The sequence below is a fragment of the Aeromonas sp. FDAARGOS 1419 genome (genome assembly GCF_019047045.1).
Taxonomy (GTDB): domain Bacteria; phylum Pseudomonadota; class Gammaproteobacteria; order Enterobacterales; family Aeromonadaceae; genus Aeromonas; species Aeromonas veronii.
The window spans coordinates 1,210,744-1,227,894 of record NZ_CP077209.1 but is presented as its reverse complement, the minus strand read 5'-3'; the positions used below and the strand labels follow the sequence as shown (position 1 = coordinate 1,227,894).

Below are 17,151 nucleotides of genomic sequence, written 5' to 3'. Positions count from 1 at the left end.
GTAGTCATGGGGCCTTTTACCTTTTCGCCACCTATCAATCTGTTTCTATCCTGCTGTTTGCGCCGACTTTTGCATGCTCCAGCCTGCCTGATGAGGTATAATGCGGCACTATTTTTATGGGTTCCCCGTGAGCGTGATGAAAGAATTTTTTGCAACCTGCCCCAAGGGGCTGGAAAACCTGTTGGCCGATGAGCTGACCAATCTTGGCGCAGAGCAGGTCCGTGAGACCGTGGCTGGCGTCCATTTCAAAGGCGAACTGGCGATTGGCTACAAGGCCTGCCTGTGGAGCCGTTTTGCCTCCCGTATCGTGCTGGTGCTGTCCGAATTCCAGATGAACGACGATCTGGATCTCTATCTGGGCGCCCACACCATTCCCTGGGAAGAGCACTTCTCCGGTACCTCTACCATCGCGGTGGACTTTACCGGTACCAACCCTGCCATTCGTAATACCCAATATGGCGCGCTGAAGATCAAGGATGCCATCGTTGACCGCTTCACCAAGCGCGGTCACGTACGTCCTGACGTGGACAAGAAGTCGCCGGATATTCGCATCATGGCGCACCTGGGCAAGGGCAAGGCCAATATCACGCTGGACTTGTCAGGCCCGGCGCTGCACCAGCGTTTCTATCGTCAAGGCACTGGTGAAGCACCGCTCAAAGAGAACCTGGCCTGCGCCATGATTGCCCGTAGTGGCTGGGCCGGTGAGCCCATGATGGACCCGATGTGCGGTTCCGGTACCTTGCTGATTGAAGCGGCCTTTATCGCCGCCGACATGGCACCGGCGCTGCGCCGCGAGCGCTTCGGTTTCGATCGCTGGCTGCAGCACGATAGCGAGCTGTGGCAGAGCCTGATGATGGAAGCGCAAGTACGTGCCAAACGTGGCATGCAGCGTTGCGAAGTAAAACTGTTTGGTTGCGATGCCGACAGTCGAGTGCTGCTCAAAGCCCGTGACAACGCCAAAGCGGCCGGTGTGGCCCACCTCATCACCTTCAAGCAAGCCGATGTCACCAAGCTGGAAAACCCGCTGCCGATGCCTGCCCCTGTTGAAGGGGAAGAAGGTCAAGGGGAGGCCCGCCAGGTCGGTATGCTGATCTCCAACCCGCCTTATGGCGAGCGTCTTGGCGAGTTCCCGGCGCTGCTGGAAGTGCATCAGGCGCTGGGCGATGCTCTGCGTCGCAGTTTCCAGGGTTGGAAAGTCTCCATTCTTTCTGCATCGCCCGAGCTGCTTAGCTGTCTGCGCCTGCGCGCCGACAAGCAATATCGCCTGTTCAACGGCGCCCTCGAGTGTCAGCTGCGCAATTATCAAATCGCACTGGACTCCGTGGCTTCCCAAAAAGAGGTCGCGCAGGACTTTGCCAACCGTCTGCGCAAGAATCTGAAAACCCTCGAGAAGTGGGCCAACAAAGAGGGCATCGATTGCTATCGCATCTACGATGCCGACTTGCCGGAATACAATGCCGCCATCGACCGCTATCAGGACTATCTGGTGGTGCAGGAGTATGCCGCGCCCAAGGATATCCCCGCTCAGAAGACTCGTCAGCGTCTGCTCGACATGGTTCAGGCCGCCATCAAGGTGACCGGCATGGACGGCGAGAAGGTGATCCTGAAGGTGCGTGAGCGTCAGGAAGGTAAACAGCAGTATCAGAAGCTCTCCGAAGAGCAGCACCGGATGGAAGTGCAGGAGTACGGTGCCCGTCTGTGGGTCAATCTCTACGACTATCTGGATACCGGCCTGTTCCTCGACCACCGTCAGACTCGCCGCATGCTGGGTCAGATGGCCCGTGGCAAGCGCTTCCTGAACCTGTTTGCCTATACCGGCAGTGCCACCGTGCACGCAGGTCTTGGTGGTGCCAGCGAGACCACCACAGTGGATATGTCGCGCACCTACCTCAACTGGGCACAGGACAACATGCGCCTCAACTCGCTGGTGGGCCGTCAGCACAAGTTTGTCCAGGCCGACTGCCTGAAGTGGCTGTCGGAAGCGGACGAGCAGTACGACCTCATCTTTATCGATCCGCCCACCTTCTCCAACTCCAAGCGGATGGACGAGAGCTTCGACGTACAGCGCGATCACCTGCTGCTGATGCAGCACCTGAAGCGCCTGCTGGCGACGGACGGCACTCTGGTCTTCTCCAACAACAAGCGTCACTTCAAGATGGATCTGGCCGGTCTAGAGGCCACTGGTCTCAAGGCCCAGAACATCACCCAGAAGACGCGACCGAAGGATTTCGAACGTAACCAGCACATCCACAACTGCTGGATCATCACCCATGCGCCGGAGCAAGGCGAGGCGTGATGCTGACCCTGTTTCATACCGACGGTTGCCACCTGTGCGAGCAGGCCTGGGCGCTGGTGGAGGAGGCTGGTCTTGCCACCGCCACCCGCCAGTGCGACATCATGGATGATGAGCAGTGGCTTGCCGCCTATCGGGTGCGCATTCCGGTGCTGCGTGACGAAGCAGGCCACGAGCTCGGTTGGCCCTTCACACTGGCCGAGCTCAAAAGCTGGGCCGCCCGTCAGGGGTGAGAGTGATTTGACGATAAAACGGGGGCAGACCCAGTCTGCTGCCCGTTTTTTTCATATGAAATAAGGAACACACATGGCTCTTTTAACATTGCACGGCGCATGTCTGTCGTTCAGTGATTTCCCGCTGCTCGACAATGCCGAATTGACCATCGAGCGGGGCGAGCGCCTCTGTCTGGTTGGCCGCAACGGGGCGGGCAAGTCCACCCTGATGAGGGTCATTGCCAGCGAATTGCCGCTGGACGACGGGCGTCTGGTGCTGCAACAAGATTTGAAAGTGACCCGCCTTGAGCAGGATCCGCCGGCTTCCAGCGAGCTGACGGTGTTTGACTATGCTGCCGAAGGGCTGGCGGGGGTGGGGGAACTGCTCAAGCAGTACCACCACATCTCCATGGAGCTGGCGAGCGATCCGTCAGACGCCAACATTCGCAAGATGAGCGAGTTGCAAGAGCAGCTCGATTATCAGAACGGCTGGCAGTTCGAGACCCGTATCAGTCAGGTGTTGACCCTGTTGGGGCTGGATCCTGACGTGACCCTCGATAGCCTCTCCGGCGGCTGGCTGCGCAAAGTGGCGCTGGCCCGTGCGCTGGCTTGTGATCCCGACTTGTTGCTGCTCGATGAGCCGACCAACCACCTGGATATCGAAGCCATCAACTGGCTGGAAGATTTCCTCAAGGATTTTCGCGGCGCCATCGTCTTTATCTCTCACGATCGGGAGTTCATCCACAAGCTGGCCACCCGGATCATCGATCTCGATCGCGGCGCCATCACCTCCTGGCCGGGCAACTACGACGAGTACCTGCAGGGGAAAGAGGAGTGGCTGCGGGTCGAAGAGCTGAAAAATGCCGAGTTCGACCGCAAACTGGCCCAGGAAGAGGTGTGGGTGCGTCAGGGTATCAAGGCTCGCCGTACCCGTAACGAAGGTCGGGTGCGCGCCCTTGAGGCGATGCGCATGGAGCGCAGCCAGCGCCGCGAGCTGCAGGGCAAGGCCAAGCTGCAACTGGACGAGGTCAATCGCTCCGGCAAGCTGGTGTTCGAGACCGAAGGGCTGGGGCTGGATTTTGGCGATCGCACCCTGTTCAAGGGGCTCGATCTGCAAGTGCTGCGTGGCGACAAGATTGCGCTGGTCGGCCCCAATGGCTGCGGCAAATCGACCCTGATCAAGCTGTTGCTGGGTCAGCTTGAGCCAACCCGTGGCACCGTCAAGGGGGGCACCAATCTGGAGGTAGCCTACTTCGATCAGTACCGCGAGCAGCTCGATCCCGAGCAGACCGTGGTGGACAACGTCGGGGAGGGCAAGCAGGAGGTGATGGTGCGTGGCCGCTCCCGCCACATCCTCGGCTACCTGCAGGACTTCCTGTTCGAGCCCAAGCGGGCCAGAACGCCGGTCAAGGCGCTCTCCGGTGGCGAGAAGAACCGGCTGCTGCTGGCCAAGCTGTTCCTCAAGCCCAGCAACCTGCTGATCCTCGATGAACCGACCAACGATCTGGATGTGGAAACCCTGGAACTGCTGGAAGAGCTGCTTTCCGACTACCCCGGCACCCTGCTGCTGGTGAGTCACGATCGTCGCTTCATCGACAACACAGTGACCGGCTGCTGGCTGTTTGAGGGGGATGGTCGCATCAGCGATTACGTGGGTGGTTACGCCGATATGATGGCGACCCGCGAACAGCAGAATGCCCAGCAACAGGCCAAGAGTGCACCGGTCAAGGCGCCCGAGCCGGTCGTTGCCGCCGCGCCAGAAGCGCCGAAGAAGAGCAAGAAGCTCTCCTACAAGCTGCAGCTTGAACTGGAAGGGTTGCCTGCTCGTCTTGAGCAGCTGGAAGCCGAGCTGGATGCGCTGCAAAACGAGATCAACCAGCCTGGGTTCTTCTCGCTGCCGGCAGATAAAACCCAGCCGAAACTCGATGCCCTCAATGCCGCTGAAGCCGCGCTGGAGCAGGCATTTGCTCGCTGGGAAGAGCTGGAAGGACTCAAAAATCAGGAGTAAGTTCCCTGTAATTAAAACTTAATCCAGTTCAGTGCCTTGTGTCACATAGCCCGGTTAGGGTGGAAGTTTTTGTTTGACCGAGTGCGCTCGCAGGAGTAAAGATGAAAGCGACCGATGCAGAATTGGTCGCTTTTTTTGTTCCACGAAGAGGGTCGTAGATGATGAAGAGACAGAAGCGGGACCGTCTGGAAAGAGCTCGTGCTCGTGGTTATCAGGCTGGCGTGGTCGGCAAACAGAAAGAAGCGTGTCCGTATCAATGCCTGGATGCCCGAGGGCATTGGCTTGGTGGTTGGCGTGACGCCATGGAAGGGCGGGGCTCAGGCCTCTTCATGAAGTAGCAGGTACTTCATCACTCATTACAAAAGGAAAGGGGCCGTTGTGGCCCCTTTGCGTTAATGCTGTTTTACCACCAATCAGAGAGATCAGAATGCGGTGGTATCTTTGAACAGGCCCACTTTCAGGTCGGTGGCGCTGTAGATCGGACGGCCGTCAACTTCGACCACACCATCAGCAATTCCCATCACCAGCTTGCGGTTGATGACGCGCTTGAAGGTGATCTTGTAGGTCACTTTCTTGGCAGTCGGCAGGATCTGGCCGGTGAATTTCACTTCACCTACGCCCAGAGCACGACCCTTGCCGGGGCCACCTTTCCAGCCAAGGAAGAAGCCGACGAGCTGCCACATGGCGTCCAGACCGAGACAGCCAGGCATCACAGGATCACCCGGGAAGTGGCAATCGAAGAACCAGAGATCCGGAGTAATGTCGAGCTCAGCCAGGATCTCGCCCTTGCCGTGTTCGCCGCCGTTGTCATTGATCTTGACGATGCGGTCCATCATCAACATGTTGGGGGCAGGCAGCTGACTGTTACCCTCACCAAACAGTTCGCCACGGCTGCAAGCCAGCAGCTCTTCACGGGTAAAAGAGTTCTTGCCCTGTTCGCACAGGGAAAGGCGGGCTTCCATGGTGGTATTGTCTACGGTCACGCGGTATTTCCTTCAAATGGGTCAAAGCTGGGCCAATTTAGCTTACAGTTGTTCGCTAAACAACTCCGATCACTTCATCAGCGGCCAAACAGGCGCCCCAGCAGGGATTGCAGCAGTCCGACTTTGGCAGTGGAGCCGTTCAACTCGTCCAACCGCTCCTGAATACGGCCAAACAGGGTATCGGGCATATCAGGCTCACCGGCGACACAGCCAGTCAGCAACTCGATGGCCTCTTCCACATGATCCACCGGGTGGATGTGGAACTGGCCCGCTTCAACCGCTGCAATCACCTCGTCAGAGAGGTTTAGCTGCTGGATGTTGGTGCCCGGCAAAATGATCCCTTGCTTGCCGGTAATGCCGTGGATTTTGCACACCCGGAAGAAGCCTTCAATCTTCTCGTTGACGCCACCAACGGCCTGCACATTGCCAAACTGATCGACCGCACCGGTCACGGCGAAGTGCTGATAGATAGGCTGGCGGGCGAGGGCAGAGAGCAGGGCACACAAGCCGGTCAGTGAGGCACTGTCGCCATCAATTTCGTGGTAAGACTGCTCGAACACCAGATTTGCCGACAGGGGGGAGGGGTTCTCTGCACCAAATTTGTTGGAGAGATAGCCGTGGATAATCATCATCGCCTTGGCGTGGATATGACCGGCCAGCTCCGCTTTGCGCTCGATATCCGCCACATCGCCATCACCAAGGTGTACGGTCGCGGTGAGGCGCACCGGCTCACCGAAGTCATAAGGGTGACCGGAGACCTGAATGACAGACAGGCCGTTGATCTGGCCAATCTCTTCGCCATCGGTTTGCAGCAGGATCTGGCCGTCGATAACCCCCTGATCGGACTGCTCAACCAGATAGTTGAGGCGGTAATCCTGCTCTTCCAGTGCGCCGCGAATATGTTCGTCGGTGACCACATCAGATTCCAGCTCCCGGGCCAGACTGTCAGCCATCCGCATGATGGCGGAGAGTTGCACTTCGGAGAGCGACAGCCACTCCTGATGGTCACAGAGGCGGCTGGCATGACGACAAAGGGCGGCGAGGGCGGCTGGCGTGAAGTCCAGCAGACTCCAACGCTGGCGCAGCCAGGCCAGGTACTGCAGAAATTCCTGCAGATCCTCTTCAATATTCACCTCTGACACCAGATCCGCGCGCAGGAAAATGCGTTCGGACATATCCCGATCCAGCATCTGGAACTCGGCCACATCGAGTCGGTCACCCACCAGGATCAGCTTGAGCTTGATGGGGGTCGCTTCAGGCGCGAAGAAGGGGGTCAGGGTTTTACCTTCCTGATAGGCGTTCCAGTCCAGCTCGCCTTTTTGCATGGCATTTTTCAGTTTGAACCAGAGATGCGGCTGATCCAGCAGCTCATCCAGTTGCAAAATGAGGTAGCCGCCGTTGGCTTCGCGCAACAAACCAGGCTCCAAAAGGTGCTGGTTGGCATAGACAGAGCCTTGTTCTGTCTGGTAATTGATGGAGCCAAACAGGGTATCCCAGTTGAGATCACGGCCATAAATCACCGGCGCTTCCTGCGCTTCGTGGTGGATCAGCAGGTTGATCAGAATGGGGTGCTGGAACTCCAGACCCAATGCCACGTGAGCCGCCAGATCGGAGAGGAAATCATCGATTTTCGGATCATTGTTCTGCTTGCGCATGATGCGGGTCACGATGCGTTCGGCATCGAGATGGTGGCTCAACAGCTTGAGTAGCTCGCCAACCATTTCGCAAAACTCAACGCCGGTGCCTGGTTGCAGGCGCAGCCAGATAGGCTTGTAGGGGTTGTTCAGATTCTCGGTGTAGCAGAGATCAAACAGGTCACCATCCTTGCCATTGGAGTCGGCAATCAACGTTTGGCAAACGCCTTCGTAATCTGCGCCGGGGAACCCGTTGAGCAGCATGACCGGACAGTCACCATCAAAACTGGCAAGACGTTTGATGCCGGAAATGGCTCTGGGTTGCAGTGCAGCAAAGGGGATAGGTTCAAGCTCGCTGAGCTTGGTGAACTGTTCAATCGCAAAAGCGGGTTTTAATTGTTCTGATGTTAATTCAGCCACTTAAGACATCCGGTCGAAGATAGGATCAATTGTTGCCATTATACACAGTTCAATAAGTGGTAACAGGAAACAAGATACTTGATTTAACATAATATACATTATGCGCAGTCGCACAAGCCTCTAGGAAAGGCGTCTTCAACGTTCGTGATGCGCTGCGGCGTTTGCTTCCCTCAGTACCGGAAAGCCTCAAAAGCCGGTTTTGCAGGGAAAGGAGTGGTGCTTGCCTCACAGCAGCATTCCAAAGAAGTTTCGGCGGGCCCACCTACGTCACGACAATCAACCGCAGAGGGCCGCCTTATACGCGCTATGGTCTTCGACCGCGCGTCAGCATGGGATGACACTCAATGCCATTGGGGATTGGATTTGTAGAAGTCCATGACGAAAGCACGAAGGCAACGGATGTTTCCCCACTCAGTAGGAATGAAACCCTCGGCAGCTGTCATAGCACAAAGGCGCTCGAGCAGTTGAAGGAAGAACAGATAGGTGAAGTTGAAGCCGTTTCTCCTCAGCCTCGTCAGCCACGCGAAAGAAACGCTCCTTGAGCTCGACGAAACCGAGCCGGTCAACAATGGATGACTCATAGACAGCCCACGCATCAGAAGCGGGGTTGGTTCGGCGCTCGACAACTGACTTAGAGGGAGCGAGTTCGGCGCTGGCCTGCTCGGTCAAAGGAAGGTCAACCTGGGTATGGCGATCGCCATCAGGCAGAGGATCCCCGATAACGGGCAAGGATCCGGTGTTTTTGTATACAGAAATCAAAGCGCGAACTTGCTCCAAGCAACCCTTGGGAACCCTGACCATCACGGTCTCTTCGCCTTTGGGACGACCTGCGCCATCACGGGCGCCACCACGCTTAGAAGTCATTTGCAGAGACTCGCAGTCATACGGCCAGAACAGAAGAGTTCAAGGGTATCTGGCTCCCAAAAGAACCAGATGGCCAGCTGAAGAGCAATATTGCCAGCGACGCCAATAGCAAAAAGACCGAAAACCACCATCCAAAGAACCTTAAGCATAGCGGCTCTCCTTGATCAGCTTCTTCACCTGGACAGCAGTAGCACCTGCAGGAACCGGCAGTTCGCCAAGGTCGGTACCGTCACAGGATACGTCAACCTTGCAATCTCCCTTGAACCAGGAGAAGTCATTGCCAGTACGGGTTGCGTACCCTTCCAAGATGCCTGACTTGTAGTCGAAGTTTACTGTTGCAGTTGCCATCTGATCACCCCGTTGGTTTGAATTCCGTTTACATGATTCATTATAGCGCACCTTTGAATTATGTAAACACTATTCAATAAAAAGATGCCGATAAATGGGGTTATCGGCGCAACGGGGGAAGATCAGGCATTGCTGAATAGAGCCGTTCGTGAAGCTCCTGGTTAACGGGGTCTGACCAGAACTTATCCATTGATTCAAGATGAGCTTGGCGACGGGCCAAAAGGACGGGATCACTGTCGCGTTCTGACTTGCGCAGCGCGTAGGCCTTCTTGAATTGGGCCATGGTTACATTAACCCCCTTCTGCTCGTTCAGTATTTCAAAAAGACGTGCGTCGATACGAACATTCATATATTCACCTATTAATTTAATGGGTCAGTAACAGACATATCTATATTGTCGGCCTTCTTGTTGGCGACATAATGAGGCAATCGCTTCTCTCTAAATAAAAGCTTGGTCTCTTTAATGCTGGCAATAATCATCCCCGTCTTCGTCAGGTCATATTTATATCCGAAGCTATCGAAGTCGGCCTTCTGCCAGACCTCTATGGTCTCCCCTCTTTCATCCCTGACCTCTACCCAAAAGTCCATTACTGCAGTACCAAGCTGCGCGAGATACGTCAGAGAGTAATCCTTCCCCTTCAATGACTTGTAGATGAAGTCATCGGGCTCAGGGGTCTTTGGCTTGGCCGTCACTACTTGCGCCGGCGCTGCGCCCTGCTGGACGGTCTGGGATACAGTGGTTTCCTCCTTGCTCTTATTATTGAATACATCACCTCTGAAAAACTGCGTGAGAAAATATACGCCATAGCAGGCGGCAAAGAAGACGAGCGGAAGACCAAATTTAACACTCTTCTTATTAAAGAAATTAAAGCGCTGGTCTTGGTAATTCCCCGTCTGTATCTCTTCGCTAACATGACTTTTATATGTCCCAAAGTATTTGGGGTCGTACTTCCCTACCCCATCGGCCATTTTGGAAAAGGACACGAAGGAATTACTCCCCCGCGTTCCCAGAGTCCCCTGGTATGCAGTCCAGTTGTATTTGGACTCCATGCCCACGGCGTCCAACTTAGTGAAGGTGATCTTCTTGTTCGTTCTGTCCTGGATGACCTTGTGCACTGAGTTGAAGGTCTGGGACATAAAGAGCATGTCCATGCCGCGATGGCCATGCTCGGCAACGAGGTTGCACATCTCCTCTGGAGGACGCTTGCGCCCGCTCGGCCAGAAACTTGTGCGCTTCGTCCAGGATGATAAGGGCGTTATCCCTAACGTACTTCCAGCACTCACTGGCCTGCTCGGTGGTCAGCTCAACAAGCAGCTCCTTGCATCGGTCAACATCGATACCAGCAAGACCGGCAATCTTCTCGTGGTCGAGACCGTACAAGTAGGCATCAACAGCCCGCCCCTTAGCCAGGGCGGGTATGAGGTGCTTCTCCATGCTCTCATAGGACTTGCCAGAGCGGGGCATACCCTCGTGGAAGAAAATCATTTACCACTGCCCCAGGGTGAACAGCTTGCGCAGGAACAGGAACGCATAAGCGCCCCCAACCATCAGCAGCCCTTGGGCGAGGCCAATCTGGGCCAAGTAGTACAGCGCCAGCTGCGGGAACCCAGAGAAAGAGTCGCCTAGTGAGCCCGACATGAAGTCGGGCAGGTCGAGGGATGAGAACAGGGCATAGATGCCGTCCAGGAACAGCTGGAACAGGTCAAGCACCAAGTCCTTGATCCATGTCACCACGGCGGTGACCAGGTCAATCAACCAGGTCAGCACCGCATTGATGATCGAGTAGAGCCAATCCATTAACTCTTGCACGTTAACCTCCATTACCTACGGCTATGCGCCATGCGAGAAAGCCGAACACCATCATCACGACGGCTCTGATGTACGGCATCATGTTGAGCACTGCAGGCGAGCAGAACGCCTCCAGCTGAAACGCTGTGGTGGCACCAAACAGCGAGAATGATCCCGAGTAAGTCGGGCAGGTGCTGCCCCCGAAGTTGGCAGTGAAGAAGCTGGACGGGGCCGAGAAGATAGGCAGCGCCTTGAACCGGTTGGCGTTGGACTCAAGGACGGTACCGAAGTTGCGGGTGCCCCAGTCATTGGCCTTGTGAATGTCCTTGGCGCTGGGCTCGATAGACGTCCCGGGCTTAACCGGCGGCTTAGGGTCTTCCTTCTGTTCGTCCAGCTTGTCGGAGATCTCCTGCAGGGTCTTGTTAGTGTCCTTGATGGCGTTGGTGGTCTGCAGCTGGGCAGCAGACGCACCAGCGCCGCTACCGTGGGCAGAGTCCTTGATCGCCCCTTGGATATCCTTGCCCACGTTCTCAATGACCTTGCCCATGGCGGCGTTTCTGCTCGCTCATGGCCTTGATCTCTTTGTTGCTGGTCTCGGCAACCTTGTTCACCACATCGTTGAGCGTGGCGGTGCCGGTGGCGCCGGAGGTGGGGTTATTTGTGGCATTGTTGGCCGCGTCCTGCAGGTTGCCCTGGGCGTTGTTGGTAGCGTCAGAGGAGGTAGGCGGGTTGTTGGGCTCAATGGTCTGTCCCTCGCCTTCTGCAGGGAACTTAACGGGGCACTCGGCGCCGGTAAACTGGATAGTCCCGAACTGTTCAAACGTGTTCGGGTTGCCGACAGTTACGCCGGTAGATACGACAGAACAGAGGCCGTAACAGAGCACAGTTGCACTCGGGAGGAATGCCTGGTTGTACGCCATGTTCTCGTGAACCTGACCGGCCACGCTGGCGCAGTTTGGCTTGCAGGTCTCAGCGCCGGTTGTCGAATCCATGAATAGCTGCTCGCCAATCTTGCAGCTAATGGGTTTCTTCTCACAGACTTGCTGACCGTTGACAGTCTTAGGGCCCACAGAGAAATCAGGCTTACCAGCAGGGGGGCAAGTATAGGAATCCTTAGCGGGGACATACGTAAACTTGATTACGTTATTTTCCCAATAAGAGGAGTTTTTTAGCTTAAAGCCGATGTAGATATAGGTAGCAGTGCCACCAGAGGTTGAGTACTCACCGGTGTATTTGGACTGCCCCCAAGGAGACGCCATCATGGCATCAACACACCCCTTAAGCGTGGACGCAGTTCCAAAAGATATACCGACGTTGGACCAACAGGTGCCGCCTTGAACTTTTTCAGCAGAGGTAAACTCGGCCGCGAACGCGGAGATCCCCCACCCCAGCACGAACAGCCAGAACAGGGCAACAAGGCCCCACCGGATGGTTTTCTTGAGGATCAAAAAAGGGTTCCTGACGACGAACCAGAGAACCCTTCCAGATTTACGAGCAAGCCAGCTGGCATGCGGTCTAATGTCCACTATCTAGCCCCCTGATGATGGCGGAGGCTGTAGCGATGCCAAACACGAAAAACAGTGGTATCCACACCATACAGCCCCCGAGGTAGAGGGGGGAGAACTGGCCTCCCCCTGGTTGTCATCAACGGCCAAACATCGCCATGACTTTACGGAAGGCCCACTTGCCCGCAGTCGGGGCAATCTGGATACCGACCACAGCGGCCACACCGGCCAACACTGCTTCACCGGTAACGAAGCCGGTGATGGCGGAGAAATCCAGACCTGCAGCGTTAGCAGAGCCAGAGGACAGGGCCACAGCGACAGCTGCGGGGGCAAACTTAACCAGGTTACGGATTTTCATGATTAGCTTCCTTTCAGTTTCTGAACATCGACAGAACCACTCCAAAGGCCCACCCGATGGCGTACCCGAGAAGCGGAGTTGTAATACCAACCCCGAAGGCCATGGTGATTTCATGCGCCCAGGGAGAAGGATCCAGCAGCAAAGCCGCCCATGCGTTGTCGGCAGCTTGCACGAGGTACAAACCAGTGCTGCAGGTCGTGCCATCGGCTGACGCGATGACCTGGATACTTCCATCTTCCAGAACCTGCACACACTGCATATCAGGAGGCCTTAGCCTGCGGGGCTGACTGACTGACCGGCTTCCAGCCGACCACAACGAGCTTCGTCTGCTTCATGCTGAACTGCGGGGCCATAGTGACTTCGATAAAGCCAGGGAGCACACCACCGGCACGAGCTGCAGCGTGCAGATCCTTGGCAAGCTTGTTGCCGTTCTGGGTATCCAGCGGCAGCTTACCGATGTTCACACCGGCGAAGCCGGAATCAATCTGCAGTTCGTCTTCGACAACGTGCATGTTTGCCCACTCGAAGCCTTCTTGCCCTTGCTCATCCATGCGACCGAAGCGCACCTGCAGGGCGTTAACAACCATGGTCATTCCTGACATATCATTTCCTCGCTTTTGATAGTGCGGCCCCGTGAGTCGGTGGCCTGATGTGCCCAGTACCAGAGCCGGTCAAGCCGTGCCTTGGTGTGGCGAATACGTTCGCGCAGCGCGATAGCCTGCGGGATTTTCTCGTGGTCGAGTTCGGCGTCGGCCAGTTCGGAGCGGAGCGAATCGAGCACAATGGACAACTTGCGATGTTCCACATCGGCATGTGACCGGACATCAAATTCAGTGGACTTTGGAGCCCCCAGGTAGTCGGCAAAATCAGCGGCCAACTGTTCATCGTCATACTCGACAACCTGCTCAGGTTCGGGGAGCTTGTTGTCTGCGCGGTACTCATTGACGTTGCCGCGAACGAGTTCGAACGTGCCATCTTCGAAGACGGCCAGGTGCAGCTGCTCGCCCCCCATGCCGCCGAGTTCGCCATTGAGGCGGATTGGCCGACCGGCGACCAGATGGGAAACGCAGTAACCGGCAGCATCCAGCGGCAGGCCAGCAACCTTGCTCACCTCTTTGGCTATCAGCTGTTCGCGGGATTCGCCGAGTGCCTGGACAAAGCCCTTGCCGAACATGGAGCCGATACTCGCCATATCGCGGGCGGTATCCATGACCGTACCAACGGGCTCCACGTAACCGGCGGGGCGTTGAGCGGTGAAGTCCATTTTGATCAGGTGCAGGAGCTTGGCAGTCTTCTTGTTGCGAAGGTTCTGCAGCTGCGCCTTAGTGATGCCGACATCCAGCAGAGCCTTCACAGAGTCATAGAACGAGCTGGACGCAGTGAGGCGCTTGGTCTTAGCCCAACCTTCGGTAGCCAAGGAGCGATAGAACATCATGAGCCGGTCGGCTCTGGTGTAGTTCCATTTGTCAGTGAAAGACCCGTCAGGGTTTGAAATCTGTTTACATCTTCCATAAGTTTCGCGCAGAAGCTTCTGCACTTTGACGTCTTGGGTCAGCTGTACCTTGCTATCACCGAGGGCGGTCATCATGTCGCTGAACATGTCACGCCATGCCCACTCACAGAACGTCATGCCCTCTTTCTTCTCGAACTCGGCCACCCAGGCGAGGAACTGCCACACGTTGCGCGGGATCTGCTTTTGCTCAAACCAGCGGGTGAGCCCACGGCCTTCAAAGCGCAGGCGATTGGTAGCGAAGTCCTGCAGTTCTGGCGAGGCCAGCGCGGCGATGACCGAGTTATACCGGCTGGTCTTCTCTTTACGTGCTGCAGCCTGCAGACGCTCAAGCTGATGGATCATCTCGTTGTGCTTGGCGTACACCACCAGAACCTTGCTACGGCCTGCATCCTGCTGGTCTTGGGAGCGGCGGTTGAAGTAGATGGTGCTCTCGTAGTCCGCCTCTTTGGCGGCGCGGAGGTGGCGGTGGGACAGCTGGCCAATGGCGCTCAAGCAGTTGGCCATGGTCTCAGCGTCAGGGAGCTTGATGGAGTAGGTAACGTCTACGCGGCGAATGTGAGCGGAGCCGAAGTCGAGCATATCGGCAACAGCGGGCAGGGCTCGACGAAATGCCGCGAGTAGTTCGAGGATGCCAGTAGCAGCACAGTCTGGCCCGTAGACGTTGTGACCCTGCAGCAGCTTAGCCGGTGATGCTTTGATAGCAATGCAAGGCCAACTGCGCTTGAGGTGAGCTTGGTGGAGCTTACAGGCAACGTCAGTGAAGCTTGAAGGGAGAGACTCCCAGGGATGGTACAGGTCATGGAGCGTTCCCTCTCCGTCTATTGCAAATTCGACTCGTCTAGAGCCCAGCTGTAAGCCTCGGCGCCCGCACTCTTCAAGATCCACCATTCCAACGATATCGGATGCACCAGCGCCAACGCGCTGCACAGTGCAGAACCGGTCGTGAAAAGGAATATGGATTTCCCAGAAGTCGTACATTTTTTGGCGTCCCGTGCCGATTATCGTTTTTGCCTAATTTTCTAAGAAATTAGGATTACACGGAACATTAGGTTCTCAGAGCTTAGATGTCAAGAAACTATGAATCTCAGATTCAAAGACGGTTAGACTGTATGGATACACATGGTTGAAATTGAAAGGGTTGATATGCCTACCAAACACATAGATGACGCGACGTGGAGACGGGTTGAATCTGAGACTGTAAAGGCAGTGATCGCCACAAAGACGAGCCTGAAGGACACAGAGGTGCTGAAGATCCTGATACAGAAGGGGCTCCAGGAGATCAGGGAGGAGGACTACCTGAACTACCTGCGGAAGAAGAAGGAGAAGTAGCTGATGGCCGTGATCTAGGTGTAATGAATCACGAGGCCTGCGGGGCTACGCCCCCCCGCGGGACCCCCGAACCCCCGAGTAACTCCCCTACCCTCATTTTATGCGCTAACCATCTGAAAAGACTAAAGACTTAGCCCCAGTGTGCGTCCGGCTCTCGGAGTCAAAGCCACAGTTAGAGTTCGTGGCTTCCGCCTGACCGGCCGAGGCTGACACCCCGCAAGCGGGGCCCCGTCAGGCTCGGTCGGTCAGGGTTCGGGAGGCTGGAACTCACTAGAGGGCTCGACCACGGAAGCGCGGGCGTACCTGGAGGGCATTCTCAGGGGGTTTTCATGCGGTTGCGCATAATGCGGTTTATATTCAACGCCCCTGCGGGCGTCCTGCTGCTGCGCAGGTTAGCAGGACGGCAGCGCTAAACATAAACACAGGACATTATGCGCAGTCGCACAAGCCTCTAGGAAAGGCGTCTTCAACGTTCGTGATGCGCTGCGGCGTTTGCTTCCCTCAGTACCGGAAAGCCTCAAAAGCCGGTTTTGCAGGGAAAGGAGTGGTGCTTGCCTCACAGCAGCATTCCAAAGAAGTTTCGGCGGGCCCACCTACGTCACGACAATCAACCGCAGAGGGCCGCCTTATACGCGCTATGGTCTTCGACCGCGCGTCAGCATGGGATGACACTCAATGCCATTGGGGATTGGATTTGTAGAAGTCCATGACGAAAGCACGAAGGCAACGGATGTTTCCCCACTCAGTAGGAATGAAACCCTCGGCAGCTGTCATAGCACAAAGGCGCTCGAGCAGTTGAAGGAAGAACAGATAGGTGAAGTTGAAGCCGTTCTCCTCAGCCTCGTCAGCCACGCGAAAGAAACGCTCCTTGAGCTCGACGAAACCGAGCCGGTCAACAATGGATGACTCATAGACAGCCCACGCATCAGAAGCGGGGTTGGTTCGGCGCTCGACAACTGACTTAGAGGGAGCGAGTTCGGCGCTGGCCTGCTCGGTCAAAGGAAGGTCAACCTGGGTATGGCGATCGCCATCAGGCAGAGGATCCCCGATAACGGGCAAGGATCCGGTGTTTTTGTATACAGAAATCAAAGCGCGAACTTGCTCCAAGCAACCCTTGGGAACCCTGACCATCACGGTCTCTTCGCCTTTGGGACGACCTGCGCCATCACGGGCGCCACCACGCTTAGAAGTCATTTGCAGAGACTCGCAGTCATACGGCCAGAACAGAAGAGTTCAAGGGTATCTGGCTCCCAAAAGAACCAGATGGCCAGCTGAAGAGCAATATTGCCAGCGACGCCAATAGCAAAAAGACCGAAAACCACCATCCAAAGAACCTTAAGCATAGCGGCTCTCCTTGATCAGCTTCTTCACCTGGACAGCAGTAGCACCTGCAGGAACCGGCAGTTTCGCCAAGGTCGGTACCGTCACAGGATACGTCAACCTTGCAATCTCCCTTGAACCAGGAGAAGTCATTGCCAGTACGGGTTGCGTACCCTTCCAAGATGCCTGACTTGTAGTCGAAGTTTACTGTTGCAGTTGCCATCTGATCACCCCGTTGGTTTGAATTCCGTTTACATGATTCATTATAGCGCACCTTTGAATTATGTAAACACTATTCAATAAAAAGATGCCGATAAATGGGGTTATCGGCGCAACGGGGGAAGATCAGGCATTGCTGAATAGAGCCGTTCGTGAAGCTCCTGGTTAACGGGGTCTGACCAGAACTTATCCATTGATTCAAGATGAGCTTGGCGACGGGCCAAAAGGACGGGATCACTGTCGCGTTCTGACTTGCGCAGCGCGTAGGCCTTCTTGAATTGGGCCATGGTTACATTAACCCCCTTCTGCTCGTTCAGTATTTCAAAAAGACGTGCGTCGATACGAACATTCATATA

At 55.9% G+C, this 17,151-nt stretch carries 21 protein-coding genes and 1 pseudogene; 5 read left to right on the top strand and 17 right to left on the bottom strand.

All coding sequences use genetic code 11. From position 1 onward, the window contains the following. Positions 1–100: 100 nt before the first annotated feature. From rlmKL to rmf, 4 genes are all read left to right on the top strand, one after another. Complete coding sequence (gene rlmKL, locus I6L49_RS05365) at positions 101–2,296, top strand: bifunctional 23S rRNA (guanine(2069)-N(7))-methyltransferase RlmK/23S rRNA (guanine(2445)-N(2))-methyltransferase RlmL (RefSeq protein ID WP_216950795.1); 2,196 nt, start codon at positions 101–103, stop codon at positions 2,294–2,296. Then, positions 2,296–2,526, top strand: coding sequence for a glutaredoxin family protein (locus tag I6L49_RS05360; protein WP_005360505.1), 231 nt, complete (start codon positions 2,296–2,298; stop codon positions 2,524–2,526). Before rlmKL ends, I6L49_RS05360 begins: the two co-directional genes overlap by 1 nt. A gap of 73 nt (positions 2,527–2,599) precedes the next feature. Continuing rightward, entirely contained in the window at positions 2,600–4,513 is a 1,914-nt protein-coding gene (locus I6L49_RS05355) for an ABC transporter ATP-binding protein (protein WP_216950794.1), read from the top strand. A gap of 161 nt (positions 4,514–4,674) precedes the next feature. Then, entirely contained in the window at positions 4,675–4,851 is a 177-nt protein-coding gene (rmf, locus tag I6L49_RS05350) for a ribosome modulation factor (protein WP_010674759.1), read from the top strand. Positions 4,852–4,935: 84 nt separating this feature from the next. Here the strand turns inward: rmf and fabA are convergent, their stop codons facing one another. The 14 genes and pseudogenes from fabA to I6L49_RS05275 all read right to left on the bottom strand — a co-directional run bounded on the left by fabA (position 4,936) and on the right by I6L49_RS05275 (position 14,905). Further along, entirely contained in the window at positions 4,936–5,475 is a 540-nt protein-coding gene (gene fabA, locus I6L49_RS05345; protein WP_196783564.1) for a 3-hydroxyacyl-[acyl-carrier-protein] dehydratase FabA, read from the bottom strand. A gap of 98 nt (positions 5,476–5,573) precedes the next feature. Then, positions 5,574–7,550, bottom strand: a complete 1,977-nt coding sequence (locus tag I6L49_RS05340; RefSeq protein WP_069554855.1) for a Lon protease family protein — start codon at positions 7,548–7,550, stop codon at positions 5,574–5,576. A 411-nt stretch (positions 7,551–7,961) separates the two neighbouring features. Next, complete coding sequence (locus tag I6L49_RS05335; RefSeq protein WP_216950793.1) at positions 7,962–8,414, bottom strand: hypothetical protein; 453 nt, start codon at positions 8,412–8,414, stop codon at positions 7,962–7,964. Beyond that, entirely contained in the window at positions 8,411–8,563 is a 153-nt protein-coding gene (locus I6L49_RS05330; protein ID WP_216950785.1) for a hypothetical protein, read from the bottom strand. The genes I6L49_RS05335 and I6L49_RS05330 overlap by 4 nt, the downstream gene beginning before the upstream one ends. Continuing rightward, positions 8,556–8,762 carry a hypothetical protein gene (locus I6L49_RS05325; RefSeq protein ID WP_216950792.1) on the bottom strand — a complete coding sequence of 69 codons (207 nt, stop codon included), beginning with the start codon at positions 8,760–8,762 and terminating at the stop codon, positions 8,556–8,558. Before I6L49_RS05325 ends, I6L49_RS05330 begins: the two co-directional genes overlap by 8 nt. A gap of 100 nt (positions 8,763–8,862) precedes the next feature. After that, positions 8,863–9,111, bottom strand: coding sequence for a hypothetical protein (locus I6L49_RS05320; protein ID WP_139473302.1), 249 nt, complete (start codon positions 9,109–9,111; stop codon positions 8,863–8,865). Between the two features lie 11 nt (positions 9,112–9,122). Next, positions 9,123–10,197: pseudogene (locus I6L49_RS05315) on the bottom strand (zonular occludens toxin domain-containing protein). Positions 10,198–10,248: 51 nt separating this feature from the next. Then, positions 10,249–10,572, bottom strand: coding sequence for a hypothetical protein (locus I6L49_RS05305; protein WP_139473300.1), 324 nt, complete (start codon positions 10,570–10,572; stop codon positions 10,249–10,251). Position 10,573: 1 nt separating this feature from the next. Further along, entirely contained in the window at positions 10,574–11,098 is a 525-nt protein-coding gene (locus I6L49_RS05300; protein ID WP_216950789.1) for a hypothetical protein, read from the bottom strand. Continuing rightward, on the bottom strand, positions 11,082–11,543 hold the full coding sequence (locus I6L49_RS05295) for a hypothetical protein (RefSeq protein ID WP_216950788.1): 462 nt from the start codon (positions 11,541–11,543) through the stop codon (positions 11,082–11,084). Before I6L49_RS05295 ends, I6L49_RS05300 begins: the two co-directional genes overlap by 17 nt. Positions 11,544–12,195: 652 nt before the next feature. Next, a complete protein-coding gene (locus tag I6L49_RS05290; RefSeq protein ID WP_139473298.1) occupies positions 12,196–12,414 on the bottom strand; it encodes a hypothetical protein in 219 nt (72 codons plus the stop codon). Between the two features lie 13 nt (positions 12,415–12,427). Beyond that, a complete protein-coding gene (locus I6L49_RS05285; protein ID WP_199416873.1) occupies positions 12,428–12,673 on the bottom strand; it encodes a hypothetical protein in 246 nt (81 codons plus the stop codon). 1 nt (position 12,674) lies between these two features. After that, positions 12,675–13,016, bottom strand: a complete 342-nt coding sequence (locus I6L49_RS05280; RefSeq protein WP_139473297.1) for a hypothetical protein — start codon at positions 13,014–13,016, stop codon at positions 12,675–12,677. Continuing rightward, entirely contained in the window at positions 13,004–14,905 is a 1,902-nt protein-coding gene (locus tag I6L49_RS05275) for a phage/plasmid replication protein, II/X family (RefSeq protein WP_216950787.1), read from the bottom strand. The genes I6L49_RS05280 and I6L49_RS05275 overlap by 13 nt, the downstream gene beginning before the upstream one ends. A gap of 141 nt (positions 14,906–15,046) precedes the next feature. On the opposite strand from I6L49_RS05275, the gene I6L49_RS05270 reads away from it, so the two are divergent. Next, positions 15,047–15,256 (top strand): hypothetical protein, encoded by a 210-nt coding sequence (locus I6L49_RS05270; RefSeq protein WP_234915500.1) that lies wholly within the window; start codon positions 15,047–15,049, stop codon positions 15,254–15,256. A gap of 672 nt (positions 15,257–15,928) precedes the next feature. Here the strand turns inward: I6L49_RS05270 and I6L49_RS05265 are convergent. The 3 genes from I6L49_RS05265 to I6L49_RS05255 form a co-directional block, all read right to left on the bottom strand. Next, positions 15,929–16,450, bottom strand: coding sequence for a hypothetical protein (locus I6L49_RS05265; RefSeq protein ID WP_216950786.1), 522 nt, complete (start codon positions 16,448–16,450; stop codon positions 15,929–15,931). Further along, positions 16,447–16,599 (bottom strand): hypothetical protein, encoded by a 153-nt coding sequence (locus I6L49_RS05260; protein WP_216950785.1) that lies wholly within the window; start codon positions 16,597–16,599, stop codon positions 16,447–16,449. Before I6L49_RS05260 ends, I6L49_RS05265 begins: the two co-directional genes overlap by 4 nt. Positions 16,600–16,899: 300 nt before the next feature. After that, entirely contained in the window at positions 16,900–17,148 is a 249-nt protein-coding gene (locus tag I6L49_RS05255; protein ID WP_139473302.1) for a hypothetical protein, read from the bottom strand. Between the last annotated feature and the right edge of the window lie 3 nt (positions 17,149–17,151).